16 protein-coding genes are annotated in these 16,307 nt (G+C 67.7%); 9 read left to right on the top strand and 7 right to left on the bottom strand.

The features are described 5' to 3' along the window. The first annotated feature begins 77 nt into the window (after window positions 1-77). A complete protein-coding gene (gene gltX, locus BSP_RS13650) occupies window positions 78-1,412 on the top strand; it encodes a glutamate--tRNA ligase (RefSeq protein WP_152950681.1) in 1,335 nt (444 codons plus the stop codon). 17 nt (window positions 1,413-1,429) lie between these two features. Here gltX and BSP_RS13645 read toward each other — a convergent pair whose 3' ends face one another. Next, window positions 1,430-1,723, bottom strand: coding sequence for a hypothetical protein (locus BSP_RS13645; RefSeq protein ID WP_054766211.1), 294 nt, complete (start codon window positions 1,721-1,723; stop codon window positions 1,430-1,432). A gap of 105 nt (window positions 1,724-1,828) precedes the next feature. Then, on the bottom strand, window positions 1,829-2,434 hold the full coding sequence (locus tag BSP_RS13640; protein WP_152950680.1) for a TIGR00730 family Rossman fold protein: 606 nt from the start codon (window positions 2,432-2,434) through the stop codon (window positions 1,829-1,831). 108 nt (window positions 2,435-2,542) lie between these two features. On the opposite strand from BSP_RS13640, the gene BSP_RS13635 reads away from it, so the two are divergent. Beyond that, a complete protein-coding gene (locus tag BSP_RS13635; RefSeq protein ID WP_152950679.1) occupies window positions 2,543-3,298 on the top strand; it encodes a hypothetical protein in 756 nt (251 codons plus the stop codon). Window positions 3,299-3,401: 103 nt separating this feature from the next. Here BSP_RS13635 and panC read toward each other — a convergent pair whose 3' ends face one another. Continuing rightward, window positions 3,402-4,262 carry a pantoate--beta-alanine ligase gene (gene panC, locus BSP_RS13630; RefSeq protein ID WP_054766208.1) on the bottom strand — a complete coding sequence of 287 codons (861 nt, stop codon included), beginning with the start codon at window positions 4,260-4,262 and terminating at the stop codon, window positions 3,402-3,404. Between the two features lie 291 nt (window positions 4,263-4,553). On the opposite strand from panC, the gene BSP_RS13625 reads away from it, so the two are divergent. The 3 genes from BSP_RS13625 to BSP_RS13615 all read left to right on the top strand — a co-directional run bounded on the left by BSP_RS13625 (window position 4,554) and on the right by BSP_RS13615 (window position 6,479). Next, complete coding sequence (locus tag BSP_RS13625; RefSeq protein WP_054766207.1) at window positions 4,554-5,054, top strand: SPOR domain-containing protein; 501 nt, start codon at window positions 4,554-4,556, stop codon at window positions 5,052-5,054. Between the two features lie 143 nt (window positions 5,055-5,197). Next, window positions 5,198-6,034, top strand: a complete 837-nt coding sequence (locus BSP_RS13620) for a division plane positioning ATPase MipZ (RefSeq protein ID WP_054766206.1) — start codon at window positions 5,198-5,200, stop codon at window positions 6,032-6,034. A gap of 16 nt (window positions 6,035-6,050) precedes the next feature. Continuing rightward, on the top strand, window positions 6,051-6,479 hold the full coding sequence (locus tag BSP_RS13615; protein ID WP_082382722.1) for a molecular chaperone DnaJ: 429 nt from the start codon (window positions 6,051-6,053) through the stop codon (window positions 6,477-6,479). 9 nt (window positions 6,480-6,488) lie between these two features. On the opposite strand, the gene BSP_RS13610 is transcribed toward BSP_RS13615, so the two are convergent. Next, on the bottom strand, window positions 6,489-7,382 hold the full coding sequence (locus tag BSP_RS13610; protein ID WP_152950678.1) for an SDR family oxidoreductase: 894 nt from the start codon (window positions 7,380-7,382) through the stop codon (window positions 6,489-6,491). 8 nt (window positions 7,383-7,390) lie between these two features. Beyond that, window positions 7,391-8,626: an NAD-dependent epimerase/dehydratase family protein gene (locus tag BSP_RS13605; protein ID WP_152950677.1), complete on the bottom strand. Its 1,236-nt coding sequence runs from the start codon at window positions 8,624-8,626 to the stop codon at window positions 7,391-7,393. A 354-nt stretch (window positions 8,627-8,980) separates the two neighbouring features. On the opposite strand from BSP_RS13605, the gene BSP_RS13600 reads away from it, so the two are divergent. From BSP_RS13600 to BSP_RS13590, 3 genes are all read left to right on the top strand, one after another. Then, window positions 8,981-9,928, top strand: a complete 948-nt coding sequence (locus BSP_RS13600; protein ID WP_152950676.1) for a DUF4167 domain-containing protein — start codon at window positions 8,981-8,983, stop codon at window positions 9,926-9,928. Between the two features lie 120 nt (window positions 9,929-10,048). Then, the gene (locus BSP_RS13595) at window positions 10,049-10,759 is read left to right on the top strand and encodes a DUF4893 domain-containing protein (RefSeq protein WP_152950675.1); all 711 of its coding nucleotides are present in this window, start codon (window positions 10,049-10,051) and stop codon (window positions 10,757-10,759) included. Window positions 10,760-10,810: 51 nt separating this feature from the next. Continuing rightward, window positions 10,811-11,557 carry a DUF4893 domain-containing protein gene (locus BSP_RS13590; protein WP_152950674.1) on the top strand — a complete coding sequence of 249 codons (747 nt, stop codon included), beginning with the start codon at window positions 10,811-10,813 and terminating at the stop codon, window positions 11,555-11,557. 31 nt (window positions 11,558-11,588) lie between these two features. Here BSP_RS13590 and BSP_RS13585 read toward each other — a convergent pair whose 3' ends face one another. Next, on the bottom strand, window positions 11,589-12,074 hold the full coding sequence (locus tag BSP_RS13585; protein ID WP_152950673.1) for a hypothetical protein: 486 nt from the start codon (window positions 12,072-12,074) through the stop codon (window positions 11,589-11,591). An 87-nt stretch (window positions 12,075-12,161) separates the two neighbouring features. After that, window positions 12,162-13,799 carry a serine hydrolase gene (locus tag BSP_RS13580; RefSeq protein WP_152950672.1) on the bottom strand — a complete coding sequence of 546 codons (1,638 nt, stop codon included), beginning with the start codon at window positions 13,797-13,799 and terminating at the stop codon, window positions 12,162-12,164. A 198-nt stretch (window positions 13,800-13,997) separates the two neighbouring features. Here BSP_RS13580 and BSP_RS13575 point away from each other — a divergent pair, with 198 nt between their 5' ends. Next, window positions 13,998-16,286, top strand: a complete 2,289-nt coding sequence (locus BSP_RS13575; RefSeq protein WP_152950671.1) for a TonB-dependent receptor domain-containing protein — start codon at window positions 13,998-14,000, stop codon at window positions 16,284-16,286. Window positions 16,287-16,307: the final 21 nt, after the last annotated feature.

The following is a 16,307-nucleotide window of genomic DNA, read 5'->3' as shown; positions in this document are numbered from 1 at the left end:
AGTTCGAGGGACCCAAGCCTTGACTTCGCGGGGTTGCGGCGCGACCTAGCCGCCTCGCTTTTGAGGTCTAGGTCTTCATGTCCGTCAAGGTTCGTTTCGCCCCGTCGCCGACGGGTAAGCTGCACGTCGGCAATGTCCGCACCGCCCTGGTGAACTGGCTGTTCGCAAAAGGGCAGGGCGGATCCTTCGTGCTGCGGATCGACGACACCGACCTGGCGCGCTCCACGCCGGAGTTCGAGCAGGGGATCGAGGACGATCTGACCTGGCTGGGGCTGACCTGGGACGAGCGCTATAATCAATCCAAGCGCTTCGACCGCTATGAGGAGGCCGCCGCCAAGCTCAAGGCGTCGGGCCGGCTCTATCCCGCCTATGAGACGGCCGACGAATTGGATCGTCGCCGCAAGGTGCAGCTGTCGCGCGGCCTGCCGCCCATCTACGACCGCGCCGCGCTGGACCTTACGGACGCACAGAAGGCGGCCTATGAGGCCGAGGGGCGTCGTCCTCACTGGCGGTTCAAGCTGGAGGGCAAGCGGGTCGCCTGGGAAGACCTGGCGCGCGGCCACGCCGAGGTCGATACCTCCTCCATGTCCGACCCGGTTCTGATCCGCGAGGACGGCCTGTTCCTCTACACCCTGCCGTCTGTGGTGGACGACATCGACATGGCGATCACCCACGTCATTCGCGGCGAAGACCACGTCACCAACACCGGCGCACAGATCGAGATCTTCGAAGCCCTGGGGGCGACGGTTCCCGGCTTCGCCCACATGCCCCTGCTGGTCGGCGCCGACGGCGCGGCCCTGTCGAAACGGTTGGGCTCCCTGTCGATCAGCGACATGCGCGACCAGGGTTACGAGCCGATCGCCATCACCAGCCATCTGGGCCGGATCGGCACCTCCGACCCCTTGGAGGTCGCCGCATCGGTTCAGGCCCTGGGCGAGAGCTTTGCCTTCACCAAGATGGGCCGGTCGCCGGCTCGGTATGACACGGCCGATCTGGACCGGCTGAACGCCCAGGCGCTGCACGTCATGGATTATGCTTCGGCTCAACCCCGGCTGCAGGCTCTGGACGCGGATCTAGGCGAGACCTTCTGGTCCGTGGTGCGGGGCAATCTGAACAAGTTCGCCGATGTGGTTGAAATGGCGAAGGTCGTGCGGGGGCCGATCCAGCCCGTCATCGAGGACGCCGCCTTCATCGAGGCCGCCGCCGGCCTGTTGCCCGAGGTCATTGATGAGACGGCCTGGTCCGCTTGGACGAACGCCGTCAAGGCCGAGACGGGCGCCAAGGGCAAGGCCCTGTTCATGCCCTTGCGGCTGGCGCTGACGGGCCAGGCCCATGGGCCGGACATGGCGGCCCTGGCGCCGCTGATCGGTCGCGAGACCATCCAGCGGCGCCTGAAAGGCGAGGCGGCCTAAGCCGCCTCACGCCTGGATCAGGCGTTGCAGGCGGCCAGTTCTTCGGCGCTGAGCGTCTTGCCCTTGTAGGAGAAGGCCGTCACCGGGCCGAACTTCTGCACCACGCGGCGGCAGGCGCGCGTCGCCGGCTGTTCCGTGCCGCCCGAGGCGGTGCAGGCCGAGCCCTCGCAGGACCAGCGCGCGCCGTCGATGATGGTCGGGCGGGCGGGGGCCTTGGCCGCATCCGCCAGGACCAGGCTGGTGGGGGCGGGCGTCTGGGCGACGGCGGGGGCGGCGGCGAAAACGGCGGCGGCGATCAGCAGGACGCGCATGAAAACTCTCCGAAATTGAAGAACGGCGTCGTGCCGTCGGGCGTCAATGTCAGTTTTCGATAAAAACTGTCAAGATGCGCGGCGTCGATTGTGACCGGCGATCACCTATCGGCGATCATAGATACGCGCCCCGTCCATGGGATCCGTCTGAATCTGCTCCAGCGCAGCCTCCACCGTGTCCGCCACCGTCCAGGCGTTCAGGAAATCGGCCGGCGTCATTCCCTCGTCGACGCTGTGACGCATCAGATCGAAAAAGCCGTTCCAGAAGCCGTTTAGGTTCAGGAAGACCACGGGCTTCTGATGGAGATCCAGCCGCTTCCAGGACAGCAGTTCGACGACCTCTTCCAGGGTTCCGATGCCGCCCGGAGCGACCACGAAGGCGTCGGACTGGTCGTACATCAGTTGTTTGCGTTCATGCATGGAGGTCACGACGACCGTCTCGACCTCGTCGAACAGGCGCTCGCGGCTGCGCAGGAAGGCCGGCATGATCCCCAGCACGCGTCCGCCCGCCTCATGGGCTCCGCGCGCCGAGGCGCCCATCAGGCCCACGCCGCCACCGCCATAGACCAGGCGCCATCCCGCCTCGGCCGTCGCCCTGCCAAACTCTCGCGCGGCTTGGACGTAGGTGGGATCGGCCCGATCGGACGAACCGCAGAACAGGCAGACGGAGGGGCCTTCGAAAGGCTGGATCGAAACAGGGGGCAGGGACATGAGGCCTCGAAATGAACGGATGCGCCGTCGGCCATGGCCAAACGGGCGGCGATCGAGCTAACAGACTCTCGGCCGCTGGGCGCCAGCCATATCGTGTCGGAACCAAGGATGAAACGCTGGATCGTCGCCAAGGCGGCCCTATCGACGGCTCTGGTCCTTGTGGCGCCGACCTTGAGCGCCTGTTCGGAAAAGAAGGACGCCGCCGTCGCGTCCGAGCCGGGCGCTCCGGTGGAATCGCCCTGGACGCAGCCGCCGATGGTTGACGCCGCCCGGCGCGAGGGGGGGCAGGTGGTGGTGCGGGGCGCGGCGGCGCCCAACGCCCGGGTCGTGCTGCGCGCGGGGGACGGAGCGGCCGTGGCGGTCAGCGCAGACGCCGCCGGCCGGTTCGAACTGCGGGCGCCCTTGACCTCAGGCGACATGCGGTTGAGGCCGGAGGTGCAGATCGGAGAGGACGCCGCGCCCTCGCCCGAGACCTTGGTGCTTCTGCAAGGCGGCGCGGGGCCGATCATCCTGATCGCGGCCGGAGAACCCACGACCCGGCTGGACGGCCGGGGTCGGTTGGATGCGGTGGATTCCGACGGCGCGGTCCTGATCGTCTCCGGTCGCGCGAACGGACCGCCGCCGGAGGTGACGATCAACGGAAGGCGGGCGCCGGTCCTGAGCCGCACCGGCGGCAGTTGGCGTGCGACGGCCCCCGACGGGGGTGCAGCGTCGATCGTCGTGGACGGCGAACGGTTCGACTATCCCGGCGTCGGTTCTCAGGCGGACTTTCAGTCGCAACGGGCCGGCGACGGATGGCGGCTGACCTGGCCGACCGGACCGAGCGGTCGTCAGACCACATGGCTGCCGGATCGCGGCGGTTAGGACTTCGTTAACCGAAGCGGCGGACAGATGAATCTGTCCCGTTCTGGGACACGCCATCACCGAACTTCCATTCAAAGCCCGGCGCCTGCGTCGGGCTCTTTTTTCAGACGGCCAGGTTGTCGATAAGCCGCGTCTTGCCCAGCCAGGCGGCGGCGAGAATGCGCGCGGGGGCGTCGACCACGCCGTCGCGAAAGACTGACAGGTCTTCGGCCCGCCGGACCGCCACATAGTCGATGCGCTCAAAGCCGGCCTTCAGCACGGCGGCATAGGCGTCTCGTTCGACGCCGGGCAGGGGACGCCCCGACGCGGCATCGGCCGCCGCCGCCGCCAGGATGCGGTTGAGCCGGCGGGCCACGGCCAATTCGTCTTGCGACAAATAGGCGTTTCGCGACGACAGGGCCAAGCCGGCCTCGTCCCTCTGGGTCGGAACGGCGACGATGTCGATCGGCAGATCCAGGTCGCGGACGAAGCGCCGGATCACCATCAGCTGCTGATAGTCCTTCTCGCCGAACACGGCCAAGTCCGGCTGAACCTGGTTGAACAGCTTGGTCACCACCAGGGCGACCCCGCCGAACATCTGAGGCCTGAAATCGCCTTCCAGGCCCATCGCCGGACCCGTCACGGCGATGCTGGTGGCGAAGCCTTCGGGGTACATGTCCTCTGGCGCGGGCGCGAACATCAGAGGGCAGCCGACGCCGGACAACAGCCGCGCATCCTCCGCCTGCTGGCGTGGATAGCGGGCCAGATCCTCGGTCGGGGCGAACTGGGTCGGATTGACGAAGTTGGAGACCACCACCCGATCGGCGCGCCGAACGGCTTCGCGCACCAGGGCGAGATGGCCGTCATGCAGGGCGCCCATGGTCGGAACCAGGCCCACCGTCAGGCCTTGTCTCTTCCAGTCGCTTACCGCGGCGCGCAGTTCCGCGACGGAGCGGACGACGAGGAGAGAAGCGGGCTGGGTCATGGTGAACCGGTTAACCTTGTGCCTTAAGCGTGTCGATGCACCAGACCTCAAGCCCTGGCGACTAGGGTGGTGCTTATGACGCCAGCAGCAGCGACCCGTCCAGTTCTGATCGCCCTCACCCTCGGGCTTGCGGGGTGCGGGGCCGTCGAAGGCGACCGTCATTCCTTCCAGTCCGCCGCCGATCGGATCGCTGCGATCGAGATTCCGATGGACCCGGACGCCCCGAGGCCCGCAACTGCGCACGAAACTCGCGCCGAAACCCAGGGGTTGCGGTCCGCAAAATTCTCGCCCGTGAAAATCGCCCTGATGACGCCCTATGAGATGTGGGACGCCCGCGACGCCATGGCGGGGCGGCTTGGCGCGGACGAAGGGCGGACGGAACCCGAGCCTGACCGGGAACCCGGTCTAAGGGGGGCGGTGACGCGGATGGTCCAACCGGCCGTGCAGCCCGCCATGCGCGCCGCCGCTCCTGCGCTTGTCGAGGCGGTTGATCGGGCCGACAGGCCGGTCTTGCGCCCCGCCGTCATCCGATCGGAGGCGCGGCCGACGTCGTCGGCGGAAGGCCGACTGATCCAGCTGGGCGCCTTTTCCAGCGAAGCTGCGGCGCGGGCCGCCTGGGCGCGGCTGAGAACCCAGGCGGATCTGTCCGACTTTTCGCCGCGATTCGAGGACGTCGAGGTCGCCGGTCGTCGTCTGACCCGGCTGCGGGTTGGGCCTATTCCAACCGAGACCGCCAGCGCCCTGTGCGCGGCCGCCCAGGTGGCCGATCCCTGGTGCCGTCGCGCCGGCTGACCGGCGGGCGTCCCTTCCACCAGAGCAAAGTCCACAGATGGCCGTTAACGCCGCGTTGACGTTTGGCCTCTGTGCGCCGAGTCTAAGGCGTCCGAAGGCCGCGCTGCACTGAGTCGCGTCGGCCGCCACAGAGGGTTTCCTCCATGACGCAGCCACACGTGATCGTCCTCGGCAATGAGAAGGGCGGGGCGGGCAAGTCCACCCTGGCGATCCACATCGTCACCGGCCTGCTGCATGCGGGGCGGACGGTGGCGATCATCGATCTGGATCTGCGCCAGCGCTCCATGCAGCGCTTCTTCACCAACCGTCAGGCTTGGCTGGCCGCGAACGGCCAAACGCTGCCCCAGCCGTTCATGCCCGACATGGGCGACGGCAAGGCCTTGGCCAAGGGCGGGACAGATGAGCAGATCGCGGCCTTCGAAAAGGCCTTCGCCGAGGCTGCGGCCGCAGGCGTGGACGCCATATTGATCGACACCCCCGGCGGCGACACGGCGGTGTCCAGCGCCGCCCATGCGCGCGCCGATCAGATCGTGACCCCCATGAACGACAGTTTTGTCGACTTCGACCTGCTGGGCGAGGTGGACCCAGTCTCGCTGGAGCTGCTGAAGCCCTCCATCTATTCCGAAAGCGTCTGGGAGGCCCGCAAGGTCCGGGCGATCACCCAGGGCCGGCAAGCGACCATCGACTGGCTGGTCGTGACGAACCGTCTCGCCGTCGCCGAGGCGCGCAACCGCAAGCGACTGGAAGAGCGGATGAACAAGCTGGCCAAGCGGGTCGGCTTCCGCGTCGGGCCGGGCTTGCGTGATCGGGTCATCTATCGCGAGCTGTTCCCCTTCGGCCTGACGGTTGCAGACCTGTCCAATGAGGTGCGGCCGGTGGCGGTGTCCCTGGCCCATGTCGCGGCCCGCCAGGAGCTGCGCAATCTGATGAAGGCCATGGGTCTGGAACAGGCCCTGGCGCCGCTGGACGTGGCGGCCTGAAAGGCCGGATGACCGCGTGGCTCTGATTGGACTGGCCCTGGCGGCCGTCGCCGTCTGGGCCCTGGTGCGACTGGGACGACAGACGGAAAGACGTGGTCGGGCCCATTGGCGGGTGACGGCGACCCTGCTCGCGTCTGCGCTTCTGGCCGGCGGGGCTTTGGCGGCCTTCAGGGGCGCTTGGCTGTGGGGCGCAGGCCTCGCGGCGGCGGGCCTCTATCTGGTCTGGTCGTCGCGGATGCGGACGCCCGTACGTTCCGAGCCGATCACCGAGGCCGAGGCGCGCGCAGTGCTCGGCGTCCCTCCGGACGCGGACGAGGCGCAGATTCGCGCGGCTTGGAAACACGCCATGAGCCGCGTCCATCCCGACCAAGGCGGCACGGCCGGGTTGGCGATCCGAGTCAATGCGGCGCGGGACCGCCTCCTGAAGAAGAACAGAGGCGCTTGAGACGCGCGATCAGCTGACCAGGCGAAGCGGCGGCGGCGCGTCCAGCAAGGCCTCCAGGCCTTCCCGCCAACTGGGATAGGCCGGTCGCCAGTCCAGTTCGGCCTTGGCCAGGGCGTTCGAGACCCGCTTGGAATCGAGATAGAAGCGGCGCATCGCCTCGCTGACGCTGTCATCGGTCCAATCGACTTCCGGCGGACGGGGCAGGCCCATCCGGTCGGCCGCCCATTCCACCACCATGTTGGCGGGCGAGGGCTCATCGTCGGTCAGATTATAGGCGGCGCCGGGCCTGGGCCGGTCCATGGAGGCGAACAAGGCCGAAACCACGTCATCGACATGGATGCGGTTGAACACCTGGCCCGGCTTCCGAACGAGTCTCGCCGTGCCGTCTCTCAGCCGATCGATGACGCTGCGACCGGGGCCGTAAAAACCGGGCAGACGGAAAATCTGGACTGTCAGCCCCATGCCCTGCGCCCCGTCCAGCCAGTCGCGTTCGGCCCGCACTCGACGGGCGCCCTCCAGGCTGGCGGCGTTCAGCGGCCCGTCCTCGACCACCCAGCCGCCGGCTCGGTCGCCATAGACGCTGGTTGATGACACATAGCCGATCCAATCCGGCCAAGCCTGGGACGCGACGGGCGCCAGGGCGCGCAGGCCCGGACAGCCATGGGCGTCCGGCGCCGCGGTGATCAGCACTGCCGTGGCCGATTCCAGCGCAGTCTTGAGGGCGTCAGAGTCTGCAGGATTGATCGCGGAAACACCTTCCGCCGCAAGGCAGCGTCGGCGTTCGGGATCGCGAGAGGTCGCCGCCGCCTGTCCCCCTCGCTTCAAGGCTTCGCGCGCTGCGGCCCGCCCCAGATAGCCGCCGCCGAAGACCAGTAGGGAGGGGGCGGTGACAGGGCGGTTCATCGGCAGGCTCAGGCGGTCAGGATGTTGGGCGAACCGGGCGAACTCGCGCACGGCCGCGCTTGGCTTTCCAGCGCCTTGGCGCGGCGTTGGTTCCAGGCCGAGACGCAAGGAATGCGGCTCAGATCGGCCCGCTCGGCGTAGCGCCGGGCGATCTCGGTGACGTCCTGCATCAGACCTTCAGCCAAGGTGATCGGCTTCAGCCCCAGTTCCCGGAACTGGTCGTTGGCGACGACCAGATCGTTTTCGTCGGCCTCTTGGCGGGGGTTGGGCACATTGTGGACTTCGGCGCCGGTCATGTCGGCGACCATCCGGGCCAGGTCGCGCACACGCCGACTCTCGGTCATCTGGTTCAGGATCTTGACCCGATCGCCGCGCTTGGGCGGATTGTTCAGCGCCAGTTCGACGCAGCGCACCGTGTCCTGAATGTGGATGAAGGCCCGGGTCTGGCCGCCCGATCCGTGCACGGTCAGCGGATAGCCGACCGCCGCCTGCATCAGGAACCGGTTCAGCACCGTGCCGTAGTCGCCGTCGTAGTCGAAGCGATTGATCAGACGTTCGTCCAGCCTGGTCTCGGCCGTTTGGGCGCCCCAGACGATGCCCTGATGCAGGTCTGTGATCCGCAGGCCGTCGTTGCGGGCGTAGAACTGGAACAGCAGGGCGTCCTGAGTCTTGGTCATGTGATAGATGCTGCCGGGGTTTGGCGGGAACAGAATCTCCTGCTCGGCCGGGCCGTTGTCGGTCTGGACCGTCACCTTCAGATAGCCCTCGGGGATGCGCAGGCCCGCAGTGCCGTAGCCATAGACCCCCATGGTGCCCAGGTGGGCCAGATGCACGTCAAGCCCGCTTTCGACGATGGCGGCCAGCAGGTGGTTGGTCGCGTTGATGTTGTTGTCGACCGTGTACAGCTTGTGCCGCGCCGACTTCATCGAATAGGGGGCGGCGCGCTGTTCGGCGAAATGGACCACGCTGTCGGGCGTCAGGTCGCGGATCAGGGCCACCAGACGGTCGAACTCCTTGCCCACAGTCATGTTGACGAAGCCGATGTCGCGGCCTGAGACCTCTTTCCAGGCCTTGATCCGCTCGCCCATGGTGCGGATCGGCGTCAGCGACTGGACCTCCAGCTCATTGTCGATATTCCGCCGACTGAGATTGTCGACGATGGTCACGTCCCAGCCCTGGGCCGAGAGATGCAGGGCCGTCGGCCAGCCGCAGAAGCCGTCGCCGCCTAGAACCAGAACCCGCATGGAAGAATGCCTCATCGTCGCCTTAAAGAACCTGCCTAGCCCACCCGACGCTCGTCGGCAAAGCGGAGCCGTGGTTCAAGGTGCGACGCTTTGTCGAAAACCCCTTGGAAAGGGACGGCGCACACGCTAAGTCTCTCTCGTCTCCCACTCAAACGCAGCTTTACGGGTTTTCGCCCGGCTGTTCGCGGCTTGAGCCGGCCATGACGGTCGGTCCCCACAGGGCCGGCGCACCATGCGGGCGACAAGGCATTCCGACAGATCGACAATCGGGGATCGGCCCCGAGCGAAACGGAACCACGAAACGGACGGACCCGGCCCGACGGCTTGGCTCCATCCCTGCACACGGTAGCGCGAATGAGAGATTTCAAGGGCATGAAGCGTCAGCGCGGACGCAATCGGAACAAGGCGGGCGCCAATAACGCCAACAACGCCAATCCGAATCGTTCGTGGGATTCGCAAGGCCCCGAAAACATCAAGGTCCGCGGCAACGCCCAGACCGTCTATGAGCGCTATCAGCAGCTGGCCCGCGACGCGGCGTCCAGCGGCGACCGGGTGCTGGCCGAGAACTACCAACAGCACGCCGAACACTATTACCGGGTTCTGCGCGCGCTTCAGCCCCAACGCTCCTTCTCCGACATCGCCGCGCGCGAACTGTCGAACCAGGGCTTCGACATCGATTTCGAAGACGAATCCGGCGCCCAGGCCGCGGCCTTCATGGCGGCGCAGCAGGCGGCGGATCGCCAGGCTCAGGAAGCGGCGGAGCGCGCGGAGCAGTCCCAAAACCGCGACCAGAACCGGGATCAAAATCGGGACCGTGATTACAATCGCGACCGCGACCAGAACCGCGACCGCGACGGCCAGTCATCGCGTGACGACGGCGAGATGCGCGCTGAGGGCGAAGGCGGCGGTCGCCGCGAAACCCGCCGTGAGCGCTGGGAGCGGCGTCGCGAGGAGCGTCAGCGCCGATTCGACACCCAGGGCGAAGGCCAGTCGGGCGAAGGCCGCCCGATCGAAGCGGTCGCCGATGACGCCGCCGCCGCGACCCAGACCGAGTCGGTGGCTCCGGTCTCGGATCAGAGCGACGTCCCTCAGACGGACGAGCGGCCGGCGCGCCGGTCGCGCCGTCCCGCCGTTGCAGCCGAAACGGGCGATGATGAGACTCCGACGGCTCTGCCCGGCTTTCTGACCCGCTCGTCCGCCCCCGCTCCGACGGTCGAGGAGGGCGAGCCGGCCCCGCGCCGCCGCGCGCCCCGCCGCAAGGCCGAGGCTGCGGCCGAGGCTGCGGCCGAGAGCGAAGGCTGATCCCCCGCCAAGCCGTGATCTGCGGCTGCGGTCTTGACGCGGGCCGCCGACCAAGGGCCTAAAAGACCGACTTCGCCGCAAGGTCCGTCCCCTCGGACGCCTTTTCACAGGGAAGCGTTGATGCGCCAGATACGTCCGCCTTGTCCCTCGCTTAGACGCCTGGCCTCAGGGGCCGGGCCGAAGGGCGGTCTGGCTCTGGCGGGCCTTCTCGCTCTGGCGGCCTGCGCCTCCACCCCGCCGCCGCCTCCGCCCCCGCCGCCGCCCTCTTCCGTAACGGGCGGGGTTCTGATGGACTGGCGCGGCGTCATCACCTCGACCGATCGGGATCGCTATCAGCGTCGTGACGCCGCCTGGGATCTGGCCCTGCAACAGGCGCGGCGCCAGCGCGGTTCGGGCGATTTGAACAGTCTGGGCGATCTGATCGATCCGTCCGCCGCACGCCCCGGCGTGACCCCGCCGACCGGCGACTACCGCTGCCGCACCGTGAAACTGGGCTCCCAGGGCGGCGAGGACGGACTGGGCTATGTGGTTTACGGCTGGTTCGCCTGTCGCATCGAACAGACGCCGCGCGGTCTGAAGTTCACCAAATTGACCGGCTCCCAGAGGCCTTCGGGCCTCCTGTTCCCCGAGAACGACCGGCACATGCTGTTGCTGGGGTCCATGGCCCTGGCCCAGGAACCGGCCGCCAACTCCTATGGCCGCAACAGTGATCGCGATCTGGTCGCCGTTCTGGAACGGATCGGCGAGGCGCGCTGGCGTCTGGTGCTGCCGTGGCCGCAGTATGAGTCGAACCTGGACCTGATCGAACTGGTTCCGGCCAAGACCGACTGAACCGCGCGGCGGCTTGACCGTTCGTCTCCTGAACCGATGGAGACGCCGATCATGCGCCGCACCCCGACCTTCTTTGCGCCCTTGCTTCTCGGCTTGGCGGTGTCCGCCTGCGGTGAGAACAGTCCGGGCAGCCGCGCCGAAACCTCGCCGGCCGTCAGCGCGCCCGCCAAAGGCGTCCCCCCGCGCGTCGCGCCGCCCGCGACAGCCGCCGCCGCAGCCGCACCTTCCGCAGCTCAAGGCGGGCTTCAAGGCGGAAGCGACGATTGGCGTCAGGTCGCCTCGGCGGCCGACGCCAGCCTGCTCGGTCGGTTGGACCAGGCCTGGCGTATGGCCCGCGCCGAGGCCGAGGCCGCCGGCTTCGCCTCTGAGGTCGAGGCCCTGGGGCCATTGGTCGACCCCAACGCCGCCTTGCCGGACCGCCTCCAACCGCCGCCTGGAACCTATCGGTGCCGCACGATCAAGCTGGGGCGGCGCGGGGAGGGAACCGGTCTGGCCTATGTCGACTATCCCTGGTTCGCCTGTTCGGTGGAGACGACCCCCGGCGGGGATCTGGTTCTGACCAAGACGACGGGGTCGCAGCGGACTCAGGGCCTGCTCTATCCCGACACGGATCGTCGCCTCGTCTATATCGGCGCCCAGGCCCTCAGCGACGCCGAGACCGGCTTTCCCGCCTATGGCGATCGTCCGGAACGCGATCAGGTGGGCGTTCTGGAGCGAATCGGCCAGAGCCGCTGGCGGCTTGTCCTCCCTTGGCCGAAGCAGGAAGCCAAGCTGGAGCTGCTGGAAATCAGGACCTGAAGTCCGCAGGAGGGGCTTCAGGTCTTTGGGGTCAACGATTGCCGGTTGAACGCGAAATAGCGGCCCGCATGCCCTCGGCGTGGAGTGCGCCCGAGGGGGCGATCTTGGTGTTTGGAGTTTCGCTCGGTCCTTGATCCGCCGTGCGGTCCTCGGGGCCGGTCCAAGTCGGGTTCTCAGCCTTGCGCCGGACTGCGTCGCGAAGATTGTCGGTCGCCCTCTTGGTCTCTCCGTCGCCCTCGCTCCGACGGGCGTCCATCGCTTCGGCGACGCGCGCGATCGCCTCCGTCAGCAGCGCCTTCTTCTCTCGCGCGCCGGTGTCGGCCCCGGCGGTTCCGCCTCGCGCTTGAGCCGAACGGGCGCGGGTGCGGATTTGGCGCTGCGCCTTGTCTCGGCGCGCCCGCAGCCGACCGATCAATTCCCGCAGTTCTGCCGGCGACCGCTCGTCCAGGGCCTGGCTTTGCCGGACCATGTCCGCTTCTTCACGGTCTAGCGCGCGGGGCGTTTCTGAATTCGACATGGCTGTCCTCCTTTGGGTTGATGGAAGGACAGCGTTTGCTGGTTCTAGGCGTTCCGCCCTTGCGCGCCTAGGTCACAGGCCGAACGTTCAAATCCGCGTCAGTCTCAAATCCTGGTAATCGTAGGAGAAGTCGATGTCCGGCGAGACGCCCTTCATCGTCGCCGTGGCGGGTTTGGCGGTCTGGATGTCGAAAGTCACAAAGGCGTCTTCCTCCCGCTTGTCCGGGAAGCGGGTGCGGAAGGTCTCGCCGTCATAGGGTTCTAACCAGCCTTGCAGGGCCGGGGTGTGGGTGAAGGTCAGCCACAAGCCCGGCTTGCGGTCGCGCCCCCGCCCTCGGGTCTTGGGCGCGATGACGATGTCGCCATACCAGGGATCCCGCCAAGTTCCGGCATAGGCGTCCAGAGGCATGGAGGGCGGCGCGCCCGCCGCCTGTTTGGCGTCGATCTCGGCGGCGGCCGCGACGGACTTGGCGTTGCCCTCGGCCTCCAGTCGCTTGGAATCGGCGATCCAGTCCTTGTCGATCTTGCCCATGCAGATGTCGGCGATGCCTGAGCGAAGAGCCCGCAGCAGGAAGCTCTCTTCCGCGTTGGAGAAGATGCTGAACCCAACCTTGCGGCCGGGGATCAGAACGGTCGCGGAAATGCCGCCGGGCGATCCGCCGCCGTGGCTGATCAGCCGTTCGCCGCGATAGTCCTGAACCTGCAGGCCCAAGGCGTAGGTCGAGGCGATGGAGCGGTTGGGCAATTCCGCCGTCGGGCCCGGCGAGTTGCCGACGATGATGTTGGGGCGATACATTTCCCTGGCGGACTCTTCGGAGAACAGGCGCGTCCCGTCGGGCAGGCGCCCGTCGTTCAGCCGCACCGTCATCCATTTGGCCCAGTCCGCCGGGGTGGTGCAGATTCCGCCGGCTGCGGCGGCCGAGTCCCAATTCCAGACCTCCACGATCGAATCCGCGATCGGAGTCATGGCGCCCTGATAGCGCAGCGGCGGCCCGACCCGGCCGTGGGGCAGGGCGGACTTGGCCGGGTCAGCCAGGCGCGCCAGGGGCACGGTCTCGCCCATGCCGACGCGGTCCAGAATCCGCGTCTGGATGAAGTCTTCCCAGGTGTGGCCCGAGACGGCCTCGATCACCGCCCCCGCGACCACGAACATCAGATTGCAATAGTGGTAGCGAGCGCGGAATCCGTCCTCGATCGGCACGAAGGCGGCCTGAGCCAAGACCTCGGCGCGGGTCCGGTCGCTGTTGGGCCAGAACAGCAGATCGCCGGCGCCCAGGCCGAAACCGGCGCGGTGGCTCAAGGTATCGCGAACCGTGATGTGGTCGGCGATGTACGGATCGACCAGCCGGAAATCGGGCAGATAGGTCTTGATCGGCGTGTCCCATTTGACCTTGCCCTCATCGACCAGAATGGCCAGGGCGGCGGCGGTGACGTTCTTGGTGTTGGAGGCGATGGCGAACAGGGTGTGTTCATCGGCGACGGCCGGCTTGCCCTGAACCTTCACCCCATAGCCGCGGGTCAGCACGGCGGCGCCGTCCTTGACCACGGCGATTCCCAATGCAGGCTGGTCGGGCCAGGCGGCCATCGCCTTTTTCACATAGGCGTCGATCGCCTCGGCCAGGGCCGCATCGTCGTTGGCGGCGTTCCAGGCCAGGGCCGGGCGGGCCGCGAGGCTCAGCGGGAGGGCGCCGGCCAGGGCGCGACGACGGGTCAGGTTCAGGGGCAAGGCGCAGGCTCCAACTCTCGATGCGGCGACACGCTAACGCGCCGCTTCGCGCGCGTCACCCATCGCTTTCGGAGCAAGCATGACGAAGGTGTAATGGACCTGTCCAAGATGTAACTTTGCATTGCAAAGCAGGCTCGATACGCAACGATTATCGATAAGCGTCGGAAGCCGTCCGCCGCACCTTCAGGATCATCGGGGATGACGTCGTCCAAACTTGTTCTGCTGCTCGGCGCGGCCTGGGCCGTGCTGCCCGCCGCCGCCCTGGCCCAGGCGCAAACGCCGCAGCCGTCGCAGACGCCCGCGCCGGCTCAGCAGAGACCGACCCAGACGCCGGCTGGGCAGACGCCGGCCGGGCAGACGCCGCCCGCCTCCGGCCAGCCGGCCTCCGACCAGCCCGCCTCGGTCGGCGACGTCACCGTGACGGCGCGCGCCGACGACGTCCGCACCTCGATCGATTCCGTCAGCTACAGCCTGGCCAATGATCTGCAGGCGACCTCCGGCAGCCTGGCCGACGCCCTGCGCAACGTGCCCTCGGTCGATGTGGACTCGGAGGGCAATGTCTCCCTGCGCGGCGACGCCAATGTCACCATACTGGTCGACGGTCGCCCGTCCGGCATTCTGACCGGCCCCGGTCGCGGGCAGGCGCTGATCCAACTGCCCGCCAGCCAATATGCGCGGATCGAGGTGATGACCAATCCCTCGGCCGCCTACATACCCGAGGGGTCGGGCGGAGTCATCAATCTGATCACCAAGCCGACGGCGCCCAAGCCGGGCACGCAATCCACCGGCTCGGTGCGGGCGAACGTCGGCGACAACGGTCGCTGGAACGCCGGCCTCAGCGGATCCTGGCAGAAGGACCGGCTGACCCTGTCGGGCGACCTCAGTTACCGCTCCGATCCGACGGAGCTGAGCTTCAGCCGGACACGGGAGCAACTGGACCCGACGACCGGCGCCGTGGTCGCGACAACCACCGTCGATCAGCCGATCGAGTCCGAGCAGAACGGCGCCTTCGGCCGCTTCACCGCCGAATACAAGCTGGACGACAAGACCCAGATCACCGGCGAACTGCGCGGCGTGGCCTTCGACGGCACGGGCTCGGCCTCCAGCCTGTTCGAAACGCGCAACGCGGGCGGGGCGGTGACGAACGCCTATCGGCGCGAGGGATCGTCGGACTTCGACTTCGCCAACTGGGGCGCCACGGCCCGCGTGCTGCGTCGCTTCGACGGCGAGGGCCACGAATGGTCCAACGAACTGCGTTATGATTCCAACAGCAATGAAAACACCAGCCAGGCCCTGACCACCTTTCTGACGCCGGCGGCGGCGGCCCTGTACGAGCGCACTCGGACTGACGTCGATCAGGTCACCTGGGGCTTCACCAGCGCCTATACCCGCCCGATGTCAGACGGCGGCAAGCTGCGCCTGGGCTATGAGCTGAACCTTCAGCGGCCCGAGCAGGACGCCGGCTTCCTGCGGGGCCCGTCCGAGGCCGCCCTGACGCTCGTCCCGGCCCTGAACAACCGGTTCGAGGCCGAGCAGACGGTGCACGCCCTCTACACCACCTACGAACGTCCTCTGGGCGAGAAGCTGTCGGCTCAGCTGGGCCTGCGCCTGGAGCAGGCGGACATCGAGATCAAGGATCTGACCGGCGGCGCCTCGGCGTCCCAGGACTATTTCCGCGCCTATCCGACGGCCCATCTGCAATATCAGCTGTCGGCCGAACAGACGCTGCGCGCCAGCTATTCGCGCCGCATCCAGCGGCCCCGGCCCAGCCAGTTGAACCCCTTTGTCGTCTATCAGGACCCGTTGAACGTCCGCTCGGGCAATCCGGATCTGGAGCCGCAGGAGACCGACAGCTTCGAGGCCATGTGGCAGATGCGCAAGGGGCAGAGCTTCTATCAGGCGACGGCCTATCTTCGGAACACCGACAAGGCCTTCACCGATGTGGCGACCGACATCGGCGGCGGCGTCTTCCTGACCCGGCCCGAAAACCTGGGCTCGCGCCAAGACGTGGGCGTCGAGGCGACGGCGAACGGGCGCCTGCTGTCGACCCTGCGCTACAGCGCCGGGGTCAACGTCTTCCGTCAGGAGATCGACTCGGGCGCCGTGGTCGGCGGCGGAGACCGCGAGGCGACCCTGGCCAGCGGACGCCTGAGCCTGAACTGGCAGCCGACGGCCAAGGACTTCGTCCAACTGTCCAGCTTCTGGCAGGGCGACAGTCTTCTGGCCCAGGGGCGGCGCGAGGCCGGCGGCATGGTCAATCTGGGCTATCGTCGCAAGCTGAACGAGCAGCTGTCGTTCAACTTCACCGCGCGCGACCTGTTCAACACCTTCAACACCACGACGATCTATGAAACGCCGCAGTTCCGCGAACGCTCGGAGCAGGACATCAAGCTGCGGGCCTTCTACGTCGGCCTGACCTGGAACTTCGGCGGGCCGCGCCGCCAGCCGGAACAGTTCGACTTCTCGACCGGTCCGACAGGCGGCTGACGCCCTCGGACGGTTCTGAGC

Source organism: Brevundimonas sp. Bb-A, from assembly GCF_009394735.1.
Classification (GTDB): Bacteria; Pseudomonadota; Alphaproteobacteria; order Caulobacterales; family Caulobacteraceae; genus Brevundimonas; species Brevundimonas aurantiaca.
The sequence above is the reverse complement of the archived record's forward strand: the minus strand, read 5'-3'. Positions and strand labels throughout refer to the sequence as shown.